At 67.9% G+C, this 17,534-nt stretch carries 15 protein-coding genes; 7 read left to right on the top strand and 8 right to left on the bottom strand.

The genetic code is table 11. The features are described from left to right. Positions 1-60 precede the first annotated feature (60 nt). Complete coding sequence (locus Q7X29_RS02690; RefSeq protein WP_316573180.1) at positions 61-531, top strand: helix-turn-helix domain-containing protein; 471 nt, start codon at positions 61-63, stop codon at positions 529-531. Here Q7X29_RS02690 and Q7X29_RS02685 read toward each other — a convergent pair. Both Q7X29_RS02685 and Q7X29_RS02680 read right to left on the bottom strand, forming a co-directional pair. Further along, the gene (locus Q7X29_RS02685) at positions 528-1,970 is read right to left on the bottom strand and encodes a wax ester/triacylglycerol synthase domain-containing protein (protein WP_316573179.1); all 1,443 of its coding nucleotides are present in this window, start codon (positions 1,968-1,970) and stop codon (positions 528-530) included. The two genes, Q7X29_RS02690 and Q7X29_RS02685, sit on opposite strands and share 4 nt — an antisense overlap. An 87-nt stretch (positions 1,971-2,057) precedes the next feature. After that, positions 2,058-2,255, bottom strand: coding sequence for a DUF397 domain-containing protein (locus tag Q7X29_RS02680; protein ID WP_308248653.1), 198 nt, complete (start codon positions 2,253-2,255; stop codon positions 2,058-2,060). 431 nt (positions 2,256-2,686) lie between these two features. On the opposite strand from Q7X29_RS02680, the gene Q7X29_RS02675 reads away from it, so the two are divergent. From Q7X29_RS02675 to Q7X29_RS02665, 3 genes are read left to right on the top strand one after another with little or no spacing between them, the layout of a single operon-like run. Continuing rightward, positions 2,687-3,175 carry a DUF309 domain-containing protein gene (locus Q7X29_RS02675; RefSeq protein WP_316573178.1) on the top strand — a complete coding sequence of 163 codons (489 nt, stop codon included), beginning with the start codon at positions 2,687-2,689 and terminating at the stop codon, positions 3,173-3,175. Positions 3,176-3,184: 9 nt separating this feature from the next. Next, the gene (gluQRS, locus tag Q7X29_RS02670) at positions 3,185-4,111 is read left to right on the top strand and encodes a tRNA glutamyl-Q(34) synthetase GluQRS (RefSeq protein WP_316573177.1); all 927 of its coding nucleotides are present in this window, start codon (positions 3,185-3,187) and stop codon (positions 4,109-4,111) included. Positions 4,112-4,154: 43 nt separating this feature from the next. Next, positions 4,155-4,847, top strand: a complete 693-nt coding sequence (locus Q7X29_RS02665) for an RDD family protein (protein WP_316573176.1) — start codon at positions 4,155-4,157, stop codon at positions 4,845-4,847. A 68-nt stretch (positions 4,848-4,915) separates the two neighbouring features. Here Q7X29_RS02665 and Q7X29_RS02660 read toward each other — a convergent pair whose 3' ends face one another. Further along, entirely contained in the window at positions 4,916-5,473 is a 558-nt protein-coding gene (locus tag Q7X29_RS02660) for a DUF4190 domain-containing protein (protein ID WP_316573175.1), read from the bottom strand. Between the two features lie 62 nt (positions 5,474-5,535). Between Q7X29_RS02660 and Q7X29_RS02655 the strand changes: the two genes are divergently transcribed. Then, entirely contained in the window at positions 5,536-6,309 is a 774-nt protein-coding gene (locus tag Q7X29_RS02655; RefSeq protein ID WP_374104915.1) for a queuosine precursor transporter, read from the top strand. A gap of 33 nt (positions 6,310-6,342) precedes the next feature. On the opposite strand, the gene tgt is transcribed toward Q7X29_RS02655, so the two are convergent. The 5 genes from tgt to Q7X29_RS02630 form a co-directional block, all read right to left on the bottom strand. Beyond that, complete coding sequence (gene tgt / locus Q7X29_RS02650; RefSeq protein WP_218721294.1) at positions 6,343-7,596, bottom strand: tRNA guanosine(34) transglycosylase Tgt; 1,254 nt, start codon at positions 7,594-7,596, stop codon at positions 6,343-6,345. A gap of 58 nt (positions 7,597-7,654) precedes the next feature. Continuing rightward, complete coding sequence (locus Q7X29_RS02645) at positions 7,655-9,562, bottom strand: ABC transporter ATP-binding protein (protein WP_218721293.1); 1,908 nt, start codon at positions 9,560-9,562, stop codon at positions 7,655-7,657. Beyond that, positions 9,559-11,292, bottom strand: a complete 1,734-nt coding sequence (locus tag Q7X29_RS02640; protein ID WP_316573174.1) for an ABC transporter ATP-binding protein — start codon at positions 11,290-11,292, stop codon at positions 9,559-9,561. The genes Q7X29_RS02645 and Q7X29_RS02640 overlap by 4 nt, the downstream gene beginning before the upstream one ends. 81 nt (positions 11,293-11,373) lie before the next feature. Beyond that, positions 11,374-11,850: an RrF2 family transcriptional regulator gene (locus tag Q7X29_RS02635; RefSeq protein ID WP_218721291.1), complete on the bottom strand. Its 477-nt coding sequence runs from the start codon at positions 11,848-11,850 to the stop codon at positions 11,374-11,376. A gap of 47 nt (positions 11,851-11,897) precedes the next feature. After that, on the bottom strand, positions 11,898-12,494 hold the full coding sequence (locus Q7X29_RS02630; RefSeq protein ID WP_218721290.1) for a TetR/AcrR family transcriptional regulator: 597 nt from the start codon (positions 12,492-12,494) through the stop codon (positions 11,898-11,900). Positions 12,495-12,694: 200 nt separating this feature from the next. Here Q7X29_RS02630 and Q7X29_RS02625 point away from each other — a divergent pair, with 200 nt between their 5' ends. Both Q7X29_RS02625 and Q7X29_RS02620 read left to right on the top strand, forming a co-directional pair. Beyond that, positions 12,695-14,989 (top strand): MMPL family transporter, encoded by a 2,295-nt coding sequence (locus tag Q7X29_RS02625; RefSeq protein ID WP_218721289.1) that lies wholly within the window; start codon positions 12,695-12,697, stop codon positions 14,987-14,989. 172 nt (positions 14,990-15,161) lie between these two features. Next, the gene (locus Q7X29_RS02620; RefSeq protein WP_218721288.1) at positions 15,162-17,450 is read left to right on the top strand and encodes an MMPL family transporter; all 2,289 of its coding nucleotides are present in this window, start codon (positions 15,162-15,164) and stop codon (positions 17,448-17,450) included. Positions 17,451-17,534 lie beyond the last annotated feature (84 nt).

Here is a 17,534-nt window from a genome sequence, read left to right as displayed (position 1 = left end):
CAAGACCTTTTGGACAGCAAAAAGCGTCTACAAACGTCTACAGTTCGCTACGGTGTGTCCATGTCCAGTCGGGGCGAGCAGGGGAACGGCGAGACCACCGTCGTCGGGGCACGGTTACGACAGCTCCGCGAGGAAGCCGGACTATCCCTGACCGCGCTGGCCACCCGCGTCCCGTACAGTCGCGCGGCCCTCGGCCACTACGAAACCGGCACGCGCGCAGCGCCATCCGAAGTGATCGACTGGTATGAGCGGGTGCACGCCCAGTCGGCCTCCGCGCTCCCCGGCACCCGGCGCCGTGATCCACGCGCGGCCGACGCCGCCCTCGCCGACGCGATAGCGACGAGAAACGGCGCGACCCGGCCGCTCATCGAGATCGACCGACCACACCAGGGCGACAACGGAACCGGCTACTTCTGCCCGTTCCGCATCGACGGCCTGATGGAAGGCGAGGCCGCGGGCACCGACGCCGCCACCGCGCTGCGCTCGGCCTTGCGCGCTGTCGGCGTCGAACTGACCAGGAAGCGCGACTAGACCCCGCTCGCCTCGCGGTGCGACGCCACCACCGCGTCCAGCGAATCGGCGAGCAGGGCGAGATAGCGATCCGGATCGGGCAGGACCCGGGCGTCCGCATGCACCGACAGCGCGATGGTTTCACCGATGCCGTGCACGCCGTGGGTCAGATGCATGACGGTGCCGAGCGCGGGGAAACCGCCGGTGAACAGGACAGGAGCACCGGCGAACGCGAGATCGGCGGCGCCGCGGTACACGCTGGAGACCACGGTGTTGCCGTCCAGCGCGGCGGGCACGCCGTCCAGGTCGGCCCTGGCCACGTCGCGGGCGGCGAAGACCGCCGGGACCGTCGCGCCGACCCGGTCCTGCACGGCGAGCAGTGGATTCAGCGCGCGCTCGCGGCGGGTCGCGAGGTCGGCGGCGATCAGCCCGGCGCGGAGGGCGAGGTCGGGTTCGTCGATGTGCAGATCGATCGACAGGCCGCGGTAGTGGTTGTGCGCCGCGGCCGTGCCGGGCAATGCCATCGGCAGGGCGGTGCCGAGCCGGTAGGGGCGGTCGCCGGTCTCGGCCAGGTAGGTGGTGATCGCGCGGGAAATCGCTGTCAGGGCAACGACTGTCACGGTGCGGCCGGGCACGCGGATGCGTTCGGCGTCGACGACGAGCATGCGGACCCGATGGTCGAAGACCCCTACTGGAGCGCTCGGATTGAGCGCGTTCGGCGCGAAACCCTTGGTCGGCGCGGGCACCTTCCCCGCCGCGGTGCGGTCCGCGAGCTCGCGCTGGGCCCGGTGCGCCGCACGTCCCCGGCGCGCGGTGGTCACCAGCTGCCGGGGAAACCTCAGCACCCCAGCGACTCTCGCGTCGGTACCCCATGCACAGATTTGTCCCCAGTAATCCACAGGCCGTGCAGGAGTTTTCACAGGCTCGACCGGGGGATCTTCCGAGTTGTCCACAGGTGCACCGGGAGAGCTGGGGATAACTTCGCCCACCGGCGCCGGAGCGAACAGCGAACGCGCGACAGCGGCGGCTCTGGTGCCGTCGGCCAGGGCGTGCGATATCTGTAGCACGACGACCAGCACGGGCCCCGCCGACGCGGGCGCGTCGCGCACATCGCGGAAAACATGGACACGCCAAGGACTTTCGGTGCCGTCCACACCGGTACCCAGCAGTTCGCCGACACGGTCGAGCAGCGCGGGCCAGCCGAGCCCGCTGGGACGATGCGTGACGAATTGCTGGGCGGTGAATTCGGCGGGTTCCCACCGCGGATAGTCGAGGTTGCCCGGAATCTCCCGAATCCGGATCCGCAGATCCGGAATACGCGCCGAACGTGCGGCGAGGAAAGCGCGGAGTTCGTCTGTGGTGCTGCCGGTTTCGGCGAAGCAGTAGAGCAGGAACACGTCATTGGCGCCGCGGCGCGACAGCCAGAACATCGTCGCGTCGCGCGCGGCCATCGTGGTCATCCGGCCACGATAGGCCACGCCACAGAGAAGGCCCCGAGTCCTACCGACCCGGGGCCCGTGCTGCCTTCTCGAGGCGCATGGTGCGGCTCAGCCGCGCGCGAACTCTCCCGCGGTGACGTCGGCTAGGAACGCGCGCCACTCTCCCGGTCCGAAGGCCAGCACGGGACCGCGACCGCGATCCTTGGTGTCGCGGACCGCGACATCGCCGCCGGCGAGAAAGGCCACTTCCACGCAGTTCCCATCGGGTCCGCTGTAGGTGCTCTTCCGCCACACAGCGTCCGTCACATCAACCTCCACGGCACTTACTCCTTTGCATGATCGAGAACGGGATTACTCCAGGAATCGTTGCAACATTCCGATATCCGGCGCGATCGACGAGTTACTTCGTGGCACACAGAGCACTGCCACACGGTGCGCGCAACCGACCGGCACGAACCAGCGCATCGAGGCGTTTCCGCCTCCGGGGGCTGCCCCCGCGGAAGAAACACTAGCAGGTCTTCCGCAAGTTTGCGGATGAGAATTTGCTTTCTCATATGGGTTTGCCAAGCTTGCGAAGCTTCACGTTTGCGGGAGCATTGCCGGACCCCTGTACCCATTCCCGAACCGGCTGACACATCAACTTTTACTTCCATGTGATTAGTCCGTGATACGTCAATTTCTCGACTGTCCCAGCCGCCCCTCGGGCACCACGAACGGCGGCCGTGGATCATGGGGGAATGATCTCCCGTGATCGCGACGCCGCAGGTCGTGCCCGCAACGACCGCCCCAGGGACCGACTCGGCAGGCCGCTACCTCCCGGCAGTGCCGGAGTCGCCCGAATTCCGGACGACCTGGAGCTGGCACCCCAGCAAACTCTCACCTTCGCTCAGCAACTGCTGGACGACGGTTTGGCTTTCAATGCCCATGAGGTATTGGAGGCGGCATGGAAGAACGGGCCGGTAGCCGAGCGGATGCTCTGGCAGGGGCTGGCGCAATACGCCGTCGGCATCACCCACATCCAGCGTGGGAACGCCAAGGGCGCGGGTACTCTGCTGCGCCGCGCGAGCGAGCGGCTCGGGACCTACCCGGCGAATGCGCAGCAGCACGACGTCGACCGGGCCGGGTTGATCGCCCACGCCGCCGTCCTGCTCGCCGCGCTGGACACAGGCAGCCCCATCGCCGAGGAGCAGTTGCGGCCGCGGCTGTGCCACCCGTCCGCCGCATAGAATGGTCCGGTGCCAACCACCCGCTCCACCGGCGCGGGCCGGTACGCCCCGAGCCCCTCGGGTGAACTGCACCTGGGCAATCTGCGCACCGCGATCCTGGCGTGGCTGTTCGCCCGCACGACCGGACGCGACTTCCTGCTCCGGATCGACGATCTCGATCGGGTCCGCCCCGGCGCCGCCGAACGCCAGCTCGACGACCTCGCCGCCATCGGTATCGATTGGGACGGCCCCGTGGTGCGCCAGTCCGCGCGGCTCGCGCGCTACGACGCCGCCATCGCCGAGCTCACCGCCGCGGGACGCACCTACGAGTGTTTCTGCACCCGCCGCGAGATCCAGCAGGCCGCGACCGCGCCGCACGGACCGATGGGCGCCTACCCGGGCACCTGCCGCCACCTCACCGCCGCCGAGCGCGCGGCCAAGCGCGCCGAAGGACGGCGGGGCGCACTCCGATTACGCGCCGACGTCGACGACTACACGATCACCGATCTCCTGCACGGCGAATACCGTGGCGCCGTCGACGATCTGGTGCTGCGGCGGGGCGACGGAATCCCCGCCTACAACCTGACGGTCGTCGTCGACGACGCGGCGCAGGGCGTCGACCAGGTGGTCCGCGGCGACGACCTGTTGCCGTCGACCCCGCGCCAGGCCTACCTCGCCGAACTGCTCGGCCTGGCCACGCCGAGCTACGCGCACGTCCCGCTGGTGCTCAACCAGGAGGGCAAGCGACTGGCCAAACGCGACGGTGCCGTGAGTCTTTCGGATCAGCGCGCCCTGGGCAACACGCCCGAGGATGTAGTGGCGGCCCTCGCCGGCTCCCTCGGCTACACCGCGCGGACAACAGCCGAGCTCCGTGAAGTTTTCGACCCGGCGCGGATACCGGGAAAACCATGGATACTCGAGCCTATCGGGTTGTTCCGACCAGAGGGATGTCCGTAACGTACGCATCGACCGATCTCCTGATCACGACGAGGACGAATTTATGACCAGCGGTGGTTACGACCCCAACCAGTACCCGCAGGGCGGTCAGCCCGGCGGCTACGGCCAGGACCCCTACGGCCAGCAGCAGCCGGGTTACGGCCAGCAGCAGCCGGGATACGGGCAGCAGCAGCCGTACGGGCAGCCCCAGCCCGGTTACAACCAGGACCCCTACGGCCAGCAGCAGCAGCAGCCGGCCTACGGCCAGGACCAGTACGGCCAGCAGGCCTACCCGGGCGGCCAGGGCGGCTACGGCCAGCAGGGTTACGGCGGCGTGCAGCCTGCCGATCTGGGCATCCGGATCGGCGCGCGCGTCATCGACAACCTGATCGTCAGCCTCCCGCTCGCGATCGTGCTGGCGCTGGTGTTCAGCGGTAACACCTACCAGTTCGTCAGCGGCGCTGTCGTTTCGCTGGCGGTCTACGGCTACTTCATCGCCATGGAAGTCACCCAGGGCACCTCGCTCGGCAAGAAGATGCTGGGCCTGCGGGTCGTCGCCCCCGGTGGCGCGCCGAACCTGACCCCGGAGCAGTCGGCCAAGCGCAACCTGTTCCAGATCGTCGGCCTGATCCCGTGCGTCGGTGGCCTGATCAGCCTGGGTCTGGCGATCTACATCATGATCACCATCTCCCAGGACCCGAACAAGCAGGGCTGGCACGACAAGTTCGCCGGCGGCACGCAGGTCGTCAAGGGCTGATTCCCGGCTGACGAAAACGTCAGGGGCGCTTCCGGATACGGAAGCGCCCCTGTTCGTTTTCCGGAAAGTCAGTACGAGGTGGAGGAATCCAGCCCGCCCGCTACCCCGAGCACGATGACGAAGACCACGTACAGCAGACCCAGCACCAGGGTGATCGCGCCGATCCAGATGCCGGCCAGCGCCATACCGCGGCCTTCACCGCCGCGCTCCTTGATCTGGTTGAGCGCCATCACACCGAGCACGATGCCCACGATCGACCCGATGCAGGTGCACAGGCCGACCAGCGAGGAGACCAGCGCGCCGATCGCCAGGCCGTTGGTGCCCTGCGGCTGCGGGAACCCGCCGTAGGGCTGGTAACCGCCCCCGGCGGGGTAGGCGCCGTAGGCGGGCTGCGGTGGCTGCTGCGGGTACTGCGGCGCCGAGGGCTGCTGGTAGCTGGGGTACTGCGGCTGCGACGGCGGAGGGGCAGGCTGCTGCGGGTACTGCGGCGTCGACGGGTAGCTGGGAGGCTGCGACGGCTGCGCGGACGGGTACTGCGGCACCGAGCCCGGCGCGCCGGACTCCGGCGACACGCCGGAGCCGCCGTACTGCTTCCACCACTCGTCGGAATCGCCGGGATTCGTCATTGGTACAGCGTATTCCACAACCGGCGCCCGTGAGGCACCGCGACCTTGGTTGGATAGGAGCCGTGACTGATGCAAACACGCTCGACCAACCTGCCGAATCTGGGCGCCCCGCGCCGGACCATGCGGCATTCGCCCAGGTTGCGCGGGGGTTCTACCCGGTAATCGTCGCCGTGTTCACGGCGACGCTGATCATCTCCAACATCTGCGCCACCAAGGGCGTCGAGTTCTTCGCCGACCAATCGGTGATGCTGGGCCCGCTGCAGATCCTGCCGATCGCGACCGACGGCGCCTTCTTCCTGTTCCCGCTCGCCTACATCCTCGGTGACGTGCTCAGCGAGGTGTACGGCTTCCGTGCCACCCGCCACGCCATCTACACCGGTTTCGGCGCGCTGCTGCTGACCGTCGCGTGCTTCGCGATCGCGATCCGGCTGCCCGCCGCCGGCTTCTACGAGAACCAGGAAGCGTTCCGGACGGTCCTCGGCACCACCCCGCAGCTGGTGCTCGCCGGCCTGGCCGGCTACTTCGTCGGCCAGCTGCTGAACTCGGCCACCCTGGTGCTGATCAAGGAACGCACCAAGGAGAAGCATCTGTGGGCCAGGCTGCTCGGCTCCACGGTGATCGGCGAGTTCGCCGACACGCTGATCTTCTGCTCGATCGCCGCCACCGCCATCGGCATCAACACCTGGCAGTCGTTCGTCAACTACGTCATCGTCGGCTTCGTGTGGAAGACGCTGTGCGAGATCATCGTCATGCCGATCACCTACCGCGTGATCGCGCTCCTCAAGAAGACCGAACCGACCTACGGCCCGGCCGAGGTCGACGCCCTGCACGATTAGGCGGCCCGCGGCGGACCGGCCTCCGGTCCGCCGCTACGCCCCCGGGGCCTTGATCCGGCCTTGCCACTGGCCGAGGAATTCGGTCTTGAACTCGTCGAAGTAGCCGCCCTCGATGCTGGCGCGGATCCGGTCGACCAGCCGCACGGTGAACCGCTCGTTGTGGATCGTGCAGAGCGTGGCCGAGAGCATCTCCTTGGCCTTGAACAGGTGATGCAGGTAGGCGCGGGTGTAGTGCGCGCAGGTGTAGCAGTCGCAGTTCTCGTCGATCGGGGTGAAATCACGGCGGAAGCGGCTGGTGTTGATGTTGAACCGGCCCTGGTCCACGTAGATCGCCGCGTTGCGCGCCACCCGGGACGGATTCACGCAGTCGAAGGTGTCGGCACCGTTCTCGATGGCGACGAACATGTCCTCGGGCTCGCTGATGCCGAGCATATGGCGCGGCTTGTGTTCGGGCAGCTCGTCACAGCACCAGCCGACGATGGTGCCGAGATTGTGCTTCTCCAGCGCGCCGCCGATGCCGTAGCCGTCGAACTCCGTTCCGCCGGCACCCCGGATCTCCTCGAGCTCGCGACAGGCCTTGCGCCGCAAGTCTTCGTACTGGGCGCCCTGGATCACCGCGAACAGCGCCTGGTAGGGACGGTGCCCGCGCTCGCCGGTGAGCTTCTCGTGCTCGTCGATGCAGCGCTGCGCCCACTCGTGCGTGCGCTGCAGCGATTTCTCCTGGTAGCCGCGAGTGTTCAGCAGGGTGGTCAGCTCGTCGAAGGCGAACATGATGTCGGCGCCGAGCTGATGCTGGATGCCCATCGACACCTCGGGGGTGAAGCGGTGCTTGGAACCGTCCAGGTGCGAGCGGAAGGTGACGCCGTCGTCGTCGACGGTGGCCAGGCGCTCCTTGCCCTCGGCGATCACCTCGTCGGAGCGGATGTCGACCGCTTCCATCGCGAGCACCTTCTTGAACCCGACGCCCAGCGACATCACCTGGAAGCCGCCGCTGTCGGTGAAGGTCGGGCCGGACCAGTTCATGAAGGTACCGAGACCGCCCGCCTCGTCGACGATGTCGGCGCCCGGCTGCAGGTACAGGTGATAGGCGTTGGCCAGCAGTGCCTGCGCGCCGAGGTCCTTCATCGTCTCCGGCAGCACCGCCTTCACCGACGCCTTGGTGCCCACCGGGATGAACGCGGGCGTGGCGATCTCGCCGTGCGGGGTACCGATGACGCCGGTACGGCCGTGGCGCCCGCGGTCGAGACGGGTGCCTACGGAGAAGGAGAACTCGCTGGGATCGGCCACCTGCCCATCGTGCCAGGACTGCCCGGCGCGTCACCCGCCCGGGTGACGCGCCGGTCTCCTACAGTTCCGCCGCCGCGAACTGCGCGTTGTAGAGGCGGTAGTACGCGCCGCGCTCCTCGAGCAGCCGCTCGTGCGAGCCGTGCTCGACGATGCGGCCCTTCTCCATCACCACGATCAGGTCGGCGTCGCGGATGGTGGAGAGGCGATGCGCGATGACGAAGCTGGTGCGGTCGCGGCGCAGGGCCGCGGTCGCGTGCTGGACCAGCAGTTCGGTGCGGGTGTCGACCGAGCTGGTCGCCTCGTCGAGGATCAGGATCGACGGCTTGGCCAGGAACGCGCGGGCGATGGTGATCAGCTGCTTCTCGCCCGCGCTGACACCGCCGCCCTCCTCGTCGATCACCGTGTCGTAGCCGTGCGGCAGCGCGTGCACGAACCGGTCGACGTAGGCGGCGCGGGCCGCCGCCAGGATGTCGTGCTCGGAGGCGTTCGGATTGCCGTAGGCGATGTTCTCCCGGATGGTGCCCTTGAACAGCCAGGTGTCCTGCAGCACCATGCCGATCCGCGAGCGCAGGTGGTCGCGGGTGATGGTGGTGATGTCGACGTCGTCGATCGAGATGGTGCCCGCGTCGAGCTCGTAGAAGCGCATGAGCAGGTTGACCAGCGTGGTCTTGCCCGCGCCGGTCGGGCCGACGATGGCGACGACGTGCCCCGGGTCGGCGACCAGCGACAGCCGCTCGATGATCGGCACCTCGGGGTCGTAGCCGAAGGAGACCGCCTCGAACTCGACCCGCCCGCGATCGACCGGGCGCTGGTTCTCCACCACCGGGTCGGGGCTCTGCTCCTCGGCGTCGAGGATCTCGAAGATCCGCTCGGCCGAGGCGACGCCGGACTGCAGCAGGTTGGCCATCGCGCCGATCTGGGTGAGCGGCTGGCTGAACTGGCGCGAGTACTGGATGAAGGCCTGGACGTCACCCAGCGACAGGTTGCCCGTGGCCACCCGCAGGCCGCCGACCAGCGCGATGAACACGAAGTTCACGTTCCCCAGGAACATGATGGCCGGCATGATCAGGCCGGAGATGAACTGCGCCTTGAAGCTCGCGTCGTAGAGCTGCTGGTTGCGCTCGTCGAATTCCTTGCCGACCTCGCGGCTGCGGCCGAAGGCGGTGATGATCTCGTGGCCGGTGTAGGCCTCCTCGACCGAGGCGTTCACCGCGCCGGTGAACTTCCACTGGTCGACGAAGTGCGGCTTGGACCGCTTGGCGATCTGCGCCGTCACGACGATGGCCGCGGGCACGGTGAGCAGCGCGATCAGCGCCAGCAGCGGCGAGATCCAGAACATCATGATCAGGATGCCGACCACGGTGAACAGCGAGACCAGCAGCTGGCTCATCGTCTGCTGCAGGCTCTGCGAGACGTTGTCGACGTCGTTGGTGACGCGGCTGAGCACGTCACCGCGCGGGGCGGAGTCGAAGTAGCGCAGCGGCAGCCGGTGCAGCTTGTCCTCGACGTCGTCGCGCAGCCGCTTCACGGTCCGGTTGATGACGATGTTGAGCAGGTAACCCTGCAGCCAGCCGAACACCGAGGCCGCCACGTACAGGGTGAGCACGATCAGCAGGACCCGGGCGACGGCGTCGAAGTCGATGCCAGTGCCGGGGATGACGTTCATCGCCGAGAGCATGTCGGCGCGGGTGTTCTCGCCGCGGTCGCGCAGCATCTGGATGGTCTGCTCTTTGCTGAACCGCGGGTCGAGCTGCTTGCCGACGAAACCGTCGAAGACCAGGTTGGTGGCCTTGCCGAGGAGGTAGGGGCCGAGCGTGTTGAGCACCACCGAGGTGATCACCAGCGCGACGATCACGCCGACGGCGAGGCGTTCCGGCGCGAGCCTGCGCAGCAGGCGCTTGAGCGACGGTCCGAACGACTTGGCCTTCGTACCCGGCGCGCCGGGTACCGGAGCACCGGGCCTCATCGAGCCTCCTCCACACTGAGCTGGGACTCGACGATCTCGCGGTATTCGGGACATCGCTGCATCAACTGGTCGTGCGTGCCGATGCCCGCCATCGCGCCGTCCTCCAGGACGACGATCTGGTCGGCGTCGCGAACGGTCGCGATCCGCTGGGCGACGATGAGCACCGACGCGTCGGCGGTCTCGGGCTTGAGCGCGGCACGCAGCCTGGCGTCGGTGGCGACGTCGAGCGCCGAGAACGAGTCGTCGAACAGGTAGACGCGCGGCCTGCGCACCAGCGCGCGGGCGATGCACAGGCGCTGCCGCTGCCCGCCCGAGACGGTGGTGCCGCCCTGGGCGACCGGGGTGTCGAGCCCCTGCGGCATCTCGCGCACGAAGTCGGCCGCCTGGGCCACCTCGAGCGCGTGCCACAGTTCCGCGTCGGTGGCCTCGGGCTTGCCGTAGCGCAGGTTGCTCGCGATGGTGCCGGAGAACAGGTACGCCTTCTGCGGGACCAGTCCGATGCCGCCGCGCAGGAGTTCGAGATCGAGGTGGCGCACGTCGGTGCCGCCGAGGTAGACCGCGCCGGCGGTGACGTCGATCAGCCGCGGGATCAGGTTGATCAGGGTGGTCTTGCCGGAGCCGGTGGCGCCGACGATCGCGGTCGTCGTGCCGGGGGCGACCTGGAACCGGATGCCGCGCAGCACCGGCTTCTCCGCACCGGGGAAGGCGAACTCGGCGAACTGGACATCGACCGCGGCCGGGTCGGCGGCGAAGGGCTGTGGCAGCCGCGGCGGCCGGACCGAGGACTCGGTCTCGAGTACCCCGCCGATCCGGTCTGCCGAGACGGCGGCGCGCGGCGCCATCATCGCCAGGAACGAGGCCATCATGACGGCCATCAGGATCTGCATGATGTAGGACAGCATCGCGGTGAGCGAGCCGATCTGCATGGTGCCGTTGTCGACGTGGTGACCGCCGAACCAGATCACCGCGACGGCGGTGACGTTGCTGATCAGCATGACCGTCGGGAACATCAGCGCCATCAGCTTGCCGACGCGCAGCGAGGCGTCGGTGAGCGCGGTGTTGGCCATCCCGAAGCGCCAGATCTCCTGGCGTTCGCGCACGAACGCCCGCACCACCCTGATGCCGGTGATCTGCTCGCGCAGCACTCGGTTCACCTCATCGATGCGCGCCTGCATCTGCCGGAAGCCGGGCACCATGCGGGCCACGATCGTGCCCATGGCCAACGCCAGCGCGGGGACCGCGATCAGCAGCAGCCAGGACAGGCCCAGATCCTCGCGCAGCGCCATGATGATGCCGCCGACGCACATGATCGGCGCCATCACCAGAATCGTCACCGACATGACGATGAGCAGTTGCACCTGCTGGATGTCGTTGGTCGAGCGGGTGATCAGCGAGGGCGCGCCGAACATGCCGACCTCCCTGGCCGAGAAGGTCTCGACCCGGTGCAGCACACCACCGCGCATATCGCGGCCCGCTCCCATGGCCGCCTGGGCGCCGAGGTACACCGACGCCGACGAGGCCACGATCTGCACGCAGCTGACCGCGAGCATGAACAGGCCGGTGGACCAGATGTAGCCGATATCGCCCTTGGTCACGCCGTTGTCGATGAGGTCGGCGTTGAGGCTGGGCAGGTAGAGCATCGCGATGACCGAGATCAGCTGGAGCACGAGGACACCGGCCAGCTGAGCGCGGTACGGGGCCAGGTAGGTCCGCAGCAGGGTGATCAACATGGTGGTCGCAGGCTACCGCGTGCGGGTGAGCGTCGCCGCCGACTTTTACCGCCCTGTGGACAAGTCCGGCCTGTGGACGAATTACGCGCCGGCGGGCGTGCGCGGCTCGCGCCGCACCCAGGCGCCGGGGTCGGCGATCAGCTCGCCGATGAAACCCGGCAGCCGGTCGGTGGCGATATCGGCGATGGAGACGTTCTCCAGCACGGCCCTGATGTTGACCCGCAGCGCGATCCATACCTGCTGCAACGGTTCGGCGGCGCCGGGATAGCGCACGTCCTCGGGGCGCTGCCCGCGCACCGAGGCCAGCGGCGATTCGACGGCGCGGATCACGTCGGCCACCGAGATCTCCGGGGCGGGCCTGCCGAGGCGGTAGCCGCCGTCGGGACCGCGCCTGCTCAGCACGAGGTCGGCGCGGCGCAGCTCGGCCAGCACGGTCTCGAGTACCTTCGGCGGGATCTGCGCGGCGGCGGCGATCGCCTCGGCCTTGACGACGCCGTCGGCCGCGGCGAGCTCCAGCAGCGTTCGCACCGCGTAATCGACCCTGGCGGTGATATGCACGAGTCGAACTTACGCGGTCGGCCGGGCGGGAGCGGCGAGCCGCCCGATCATGCCGACCGTCCGCAGGCGGTCAGCACGCAGGTCGCCGCGTCGAGCAGGGTCTTCTCCACCATCTCATCGGTCGCGCCGGGCGCCAGCTCCGATGACAGCAGCGCGACCCCGAGCACCTCGATGGCCGCGGCCGCGCGCAGCATGGCTTCCTGATCCGGGTCGGGACCGGCCAGCCAGGTGCGCAGTTCCCTGGTCGGCTCCATCAGATCGGGGTAGCGATCGGCGATGGCGTTGACGATCGCCGCGGTGTCGCGCACGCACAGCGCGCCCGCCGCGCGGTGCCGGATCATCCCGCGCAGGTACGTCCGCAGCACCGCGCGGATGCCCTCGTCGTCGTAGGGGACCGCGTCGATGTCGGTGACGATGTCGCGCATGTGATCGATGATCGGATCGATGATCGCGAGGAGCAGATCCAGCTTCGACGCGTAGTGGTAGTAGAGCGAAGCCTTTGTGATCCCCACCATATCGGCGACCTCGCGCAGGCTCGTCTGCTCGAAACCCTTGGCGCCGAAAAGCTGTACCGCGGCGTCGCGGATAGCCTGCTTAGTGCCTCCACCTGCGGAAACGGCGTCGACGGTGTCTCGGGGAGCCATGTATTCAATCCTCCCATCACTGCGTGTGACTTACGCGGCGCCCCCGAAATTGAGGTTGCCTCTCCACTTACTGAATCGGTAGTCTACCTACCGCACGGTAGGCAGAAAACGACGATGTGGAGGCGGGTCGTCAGGGGAGACCCGCAAGTGCTGTCTACGAGCCTGATCCCACCCGAGTTCTTCGCGCTAGGAGCACCCTCGTGTCCGTATACCTGTACAGATGGGGAAAGTTCGCTTTCCGCCGCAAATGGATCGTGCTACCGGTCTGGTTGTTGCTGTTCCTGCTGCTCGGCGGCGTCGGCGCCACCCTGAGCAAGCCGATGACCAACGACTTCAGCATGCCGTCGCTGCCGTCGGCCCGTGCGAACGAGATCCTCGACAAGCACTTCCCGGGCATGTCCGAGCAGTTCAAGTTCGACGCCGTGTCCGGCACCTACGTGATCGGCGCCCCGGAGGGCCAGAAGCTCACCGATCCGGCCAACCGCGCCGCCGTCGACGCGCTCATCACCAAGCTCGGTGAGCTGCCGATCGTCGATCACTCGAAGCCGCTGATGAGCCCCATCGAGATGACCGACAAGATGGGCTGTCTCGCCAACCCCGACCCGTCGAAGTGCTCGGGCGCACCGCTCAACGTGCTGAGCTCGACCGCGCCGGACAGCGTCGCGGTGCTGAACGTGCCGTTCAGTATCGAGGGCGTCACCGATGTCACCGACGTCGAGCGCGACGCCGCCTACGAGGTCGCCGCCGAAGCGCGCAACGCCGGCCTGACCGTCGAGCTCAGCGGCTCGATCGCGATGGAGCAGGAGCAGCCGAGCGGCAAGTCCGAGCTGATCGGCATGGGCGTGGCCCTGATCGTGATGGTGGTCGCCTTCGGCGCCATCGTCGCCGCCGTCGTCCCGATCGTCACCGCGATCGTCGGCCTCGGCGCCGCGACCTCGCTGATCATGCTCGGCACCTCGGTGATCGAGGTCCCCAGCTTCACCACCTTCCTCGCCTCGATGATCGGTATCGCGCTGTCGATCGACTACGCGCTGTTCATCGTGTCCAGGTACAAACACGAACTGGCCGTGCGTGACTCGGCCGAGGAAGCCGCGGGTACCGCGCTCGGCACCGCCGGTTCGGCCGTCGTGTTCGCCGGTCTGACCGTCATCATCGCGCTCGGCGCGCTCAGCATCGTCGGCGTGCAGTTCCTGACCTTCATGGGTCTGGGCGGCGCCATCGCGGCCGGCTTCGCGGTGCTCACCGCGATCACCCTGATGCCCGCGCTGATGGGCGCCTTCGGCAAGTACCTGTTCAAGCCGAAGCTGCCGCTGGTCGCCCAGCACGATCCCGAGGACGAGAGCTCGGTCACCAACGGCCAGCGTTTCGCCCGCCTGATCGGCAAGGCCCCGTGGGTCGCGCTGATCCTGTCGGTCGTCGTGCTCGGCGCGCTCGCCGCACCCGCCGCGGGCCTGAACCTTGGTCTGCCCGGCGAGGACTCGGCCCCGAAGACCTCCACCGTCCGCAAGGCCTACGAGCTGCGCACCGAGGGCTTCGGCGAGGGCAGCAACGGCGTGCTGATGGTCGTCACCGACCTGAGCGCGGTGCCGGAAAGCCAGCGTGAGGCCGCGGTCGGCGCGCTGCGCGACAAGCTCGCCTCCTACGACGGCATGGACTACGTGACCGAGCCGCAGTGGAGCGAGAACAAGCAGGGCGCCATGCTCAACGGCGTGCCGAAGTCGGGCCCGAACAACCAGGCCACCAAGGATCTGGTCGCCGAGGCGCGCGGCGCCGAAGCCGACCTCGAGGCGCAGTTCGGCATGGAGTACGGCATCACCGGCACCACCGCCATCTACGCCGATGTCGACCACGTCCTGCTCAGCAAGATCGTGCCGTACCTGGCGATCGTGGCCGGTGCCGCGTTCATCCTGCTGATCCTGGTGTTCCGCTCGATCCTGGTCCCGCTCACCGCGGCCCTGGGCTTCCTGCTCTCGATGGCGGCCACCTTCGGCGCCACCGTGCTGATCTTCCAGCAGGGCAAGCTCGGCCTGATCGAGGACCCGCAGCCGCTGGTCAGCTTCCTGCCGATCATGTTGATCGGCTTGGTATTCGGCCTGGCCATGGACTACCAGGTGTTCCTGGTGACCCGCATGCGCGAGGAATTCGTGCACGGCAAGTCGCCCAAGGACGCGATGGTCTCCGGCTACCACCACGGCGCCCGCGTCGTGACCTCGGCGGCGATCATCATGATCTCGGTGTTCGGCTCGTTCATCCTGGAGACCGACGTCACCGCGAAGTCCTTCGGCTTCGCGCTGGCCGCCGGTGTGGCGATCGACGCCTTCATCGTCCGCATGGTCGTGGTGCCCGCGCTGCTGGTCATCATGGGCAAGTGGTCGTGGTGGATCCCGAAGTGGCTCGACCGCATCCTGCCCGATATCGACGTCGAGGGTTCCAAGCTCGAACAGCTGCGTAACCAGGGCGCCGAGACGGTGAAGCAGCCGCTTCCGGTCTCCTGACCCACTCGAACCGGACGACCCCGCGATCCCTCAGGATCGCGGGGTCGTCCTGCTTTTTCGCCCGTCGCACCTGGCAGGTTGCTTGATATCGCGGTGGCCTGGCACCAGACTCGGACTGGTTAGACCCGGCTCTACCTCCCGCTCCGCACCGATCACCGCGAGGAGAAAAACCGTGTCCGTCTATCTGTACCGGTGGGGCAAGCTGGCCTTTCGCCGCAAATGGATCGTGCTACCCGTCTGGTTGATCTGTTTCCTGGTGCTCGGCGCCCTCGGCGCGCAGCTCCAGAAACCGATGACCGACGACTTCAGCATGCCCAACCTGCCGTCGGAACGGGCGACCGAGATCCTCGACAAACACTTCCCCGGCATGTCGGAGGCCTTCGCCTTCGACGCCGTGACCGGCACCTACGTCGTCGGCGCGCCGGCCGGGCAGAAGCTCACCGACCCGGCGAACAAGCAGGCGCTCGACGCGATGATCGCCCGGCTCGATCAGCTCGACATCGTCGATCACAGCAAGCCGATCCCGAATCCGATCGCGATGACCGAGGAGATGGGCTGTCTCGGGGCCGAGCGCGACCCGTCGACCTGCAGCGGCGCACCGCTGAACGTGCTGAACAAGACCGACCCCGACACCGTCGCGTACTTCAGCGTGCCGTTCACGATCAAGGAATTCGCCGATATCACGGCCGAGGACCGCGACGCCGCCTACGCCGTCGGTGACGCCGCCCGCGCGGCCGGGCTGACGGTCGAGATCAGCGGCACCATCGCGATGGAACAGGAGATGCCCAGCGGCAAGTCCGAGATGATCGGCATGCTGGTGGCGCTGGTGGTCATGGTCGTCGCGTTCGGCGCGATCGTCGCCGCGTTCGTGCCGATCATCACCGCGATCGTCGGCCTCGGCGCGGCCACCTCGCTGATCTTCCTGTCCACCTCGGTGCTCTCGATCCCCAGCTTCACCACGTTCCTGGCCTCGATGATCGGCATCGCGCTCTCGATCGACTACGCGCTGTTCATCGTGTCGAGGTACAAGCACGAACTGGCGGTGCAGGATTCGGCCGAGGAGGCGGCGGGCACGGCGCTGGGCACGGCCGGATCGGCGGTGGTGTTCGCCGGGCTGACGGTCATCATCGCGCTGGTCGGGCTGAGCATCGTCGGCGTGCGGTTCCTGACCTTCATGGGTCTGGGCGGCGCGATCGCGGCCGCGTTCGCGGTGCTCACCGCGATCACGCTGATGCCGGCGCTGCTCGGCGCGTTCGGCAAGTTCCTGTTCACACCGAAGCTGCCGCTGATCGCCCAGCACGATCCTGAGGACGACAGCGTCGTCACCAACGGCACCCGGGTGGCCAAGGTCATCGCCAGATGGCCCGCCGTGACGATGGGGCTGGCCATCGTGGTGCTCGGCTTGCTGGCCGCGCCGGCGATCAACCTGAACCTCGGCCTGCCCGGCGAGGACAGCCTGCCCAAGTCGACCACCGTCCGCAAGGCCTACGACCTGCGCACCGAGGGCTTCGGCGAGGGCAGCAACGGCATCCTGCAGATCGCTGTCGACCTCAGCGACACCCCCGTCGACCAGCGCGAAGCCGCGCTGCTCGCGTTGCGCGAGAAGCTACAGTCCTATCCGGACATGGAGCTGGTCACCGAGCCGCAGCTCAGCCAGGACGGCGCGGGCGCGCTGATCAACGGCATCCCCAACGCCGGGCCCAACGCGCAGTCGACCAAGGACCTGGTGCAGTCGGCGCGCGATGCCGAACCCGCGCTGAACGAGCAGTACAAGATGTCCTACGGCATCACCGGCAGCACCGCCATCTACGCCGATATCGACCACGTCCTGCTCAGCAAGATCGTCCCGTACATGGCGATCGTGGCGGGCGCGGCGTTCGTCCTGCTGATCCTGGTGTTCCGCTCGATCCTGGTCCCGCTGACGGCCGCGCTCGGTTTCCTGCTGTCCATGGCGGCCACCTTCGGCGCGACCGTGCTGATCTTCCAGGAGGGCGAGCTCGGTCTCATCGAGGACCCGCATCCGCTGGTCAGCTTCCTGCCGATCATGTTGATCGGCTTGGTATTCGGCCTGGCCATGGACTACCAGGTGTTCCTGGTGACCCGCATGCGCGAGGAGTACGTGCACGGCGCCGATCCCACCGAGGCCGTGGTCAAGGGCTATCACCACGGCGCGCGCGTGGTGACCTCGGCGGCGATCATCATGATCTCGGTCTTCGGCTCGTTCCTGCTGGAGTCCGACGTCACCGCCAAGTCCATGGGCTTCGCGCTCGCCGCCGGTGTCGCCCTCGACGCCTTCGTCGTCCGCATGGTGCTCATCCCCGCGCTGCTGGTGCTGCTCGGCAAATGGGCATGGTGGATGCCGAAGTGGCTGGACAAGATCGTCCCCGACATCGACGTCGAGGGCGCTCGCCTGCGGGAACTACAAGAGCAGGAAAAGACCCCCGTCCCCGCCCGCACCTGACCACCCGGGGTTTCCGGCCGCCTCGAATCCGAGGGGCGAGACGTACCGCCGAAGGCGCAGTATCGCCCCTCGGATTCGAGGCAC

The sequence above is a fragment of the Nocardia canadensis genome, assembly GCF_032656385.1.
Taxonomy (GTDB): domain Bacteria; phylum Actinomycetota; class Actinomycetes; order Mycobacteriales; family Mycobacteriaceae; genus Nocardia; species Nocardia canadensis.
Note: the sequence above shows the minus strand (reverse complement) of the source record. Positions and strands in the feature narration are given on the sequence as shown.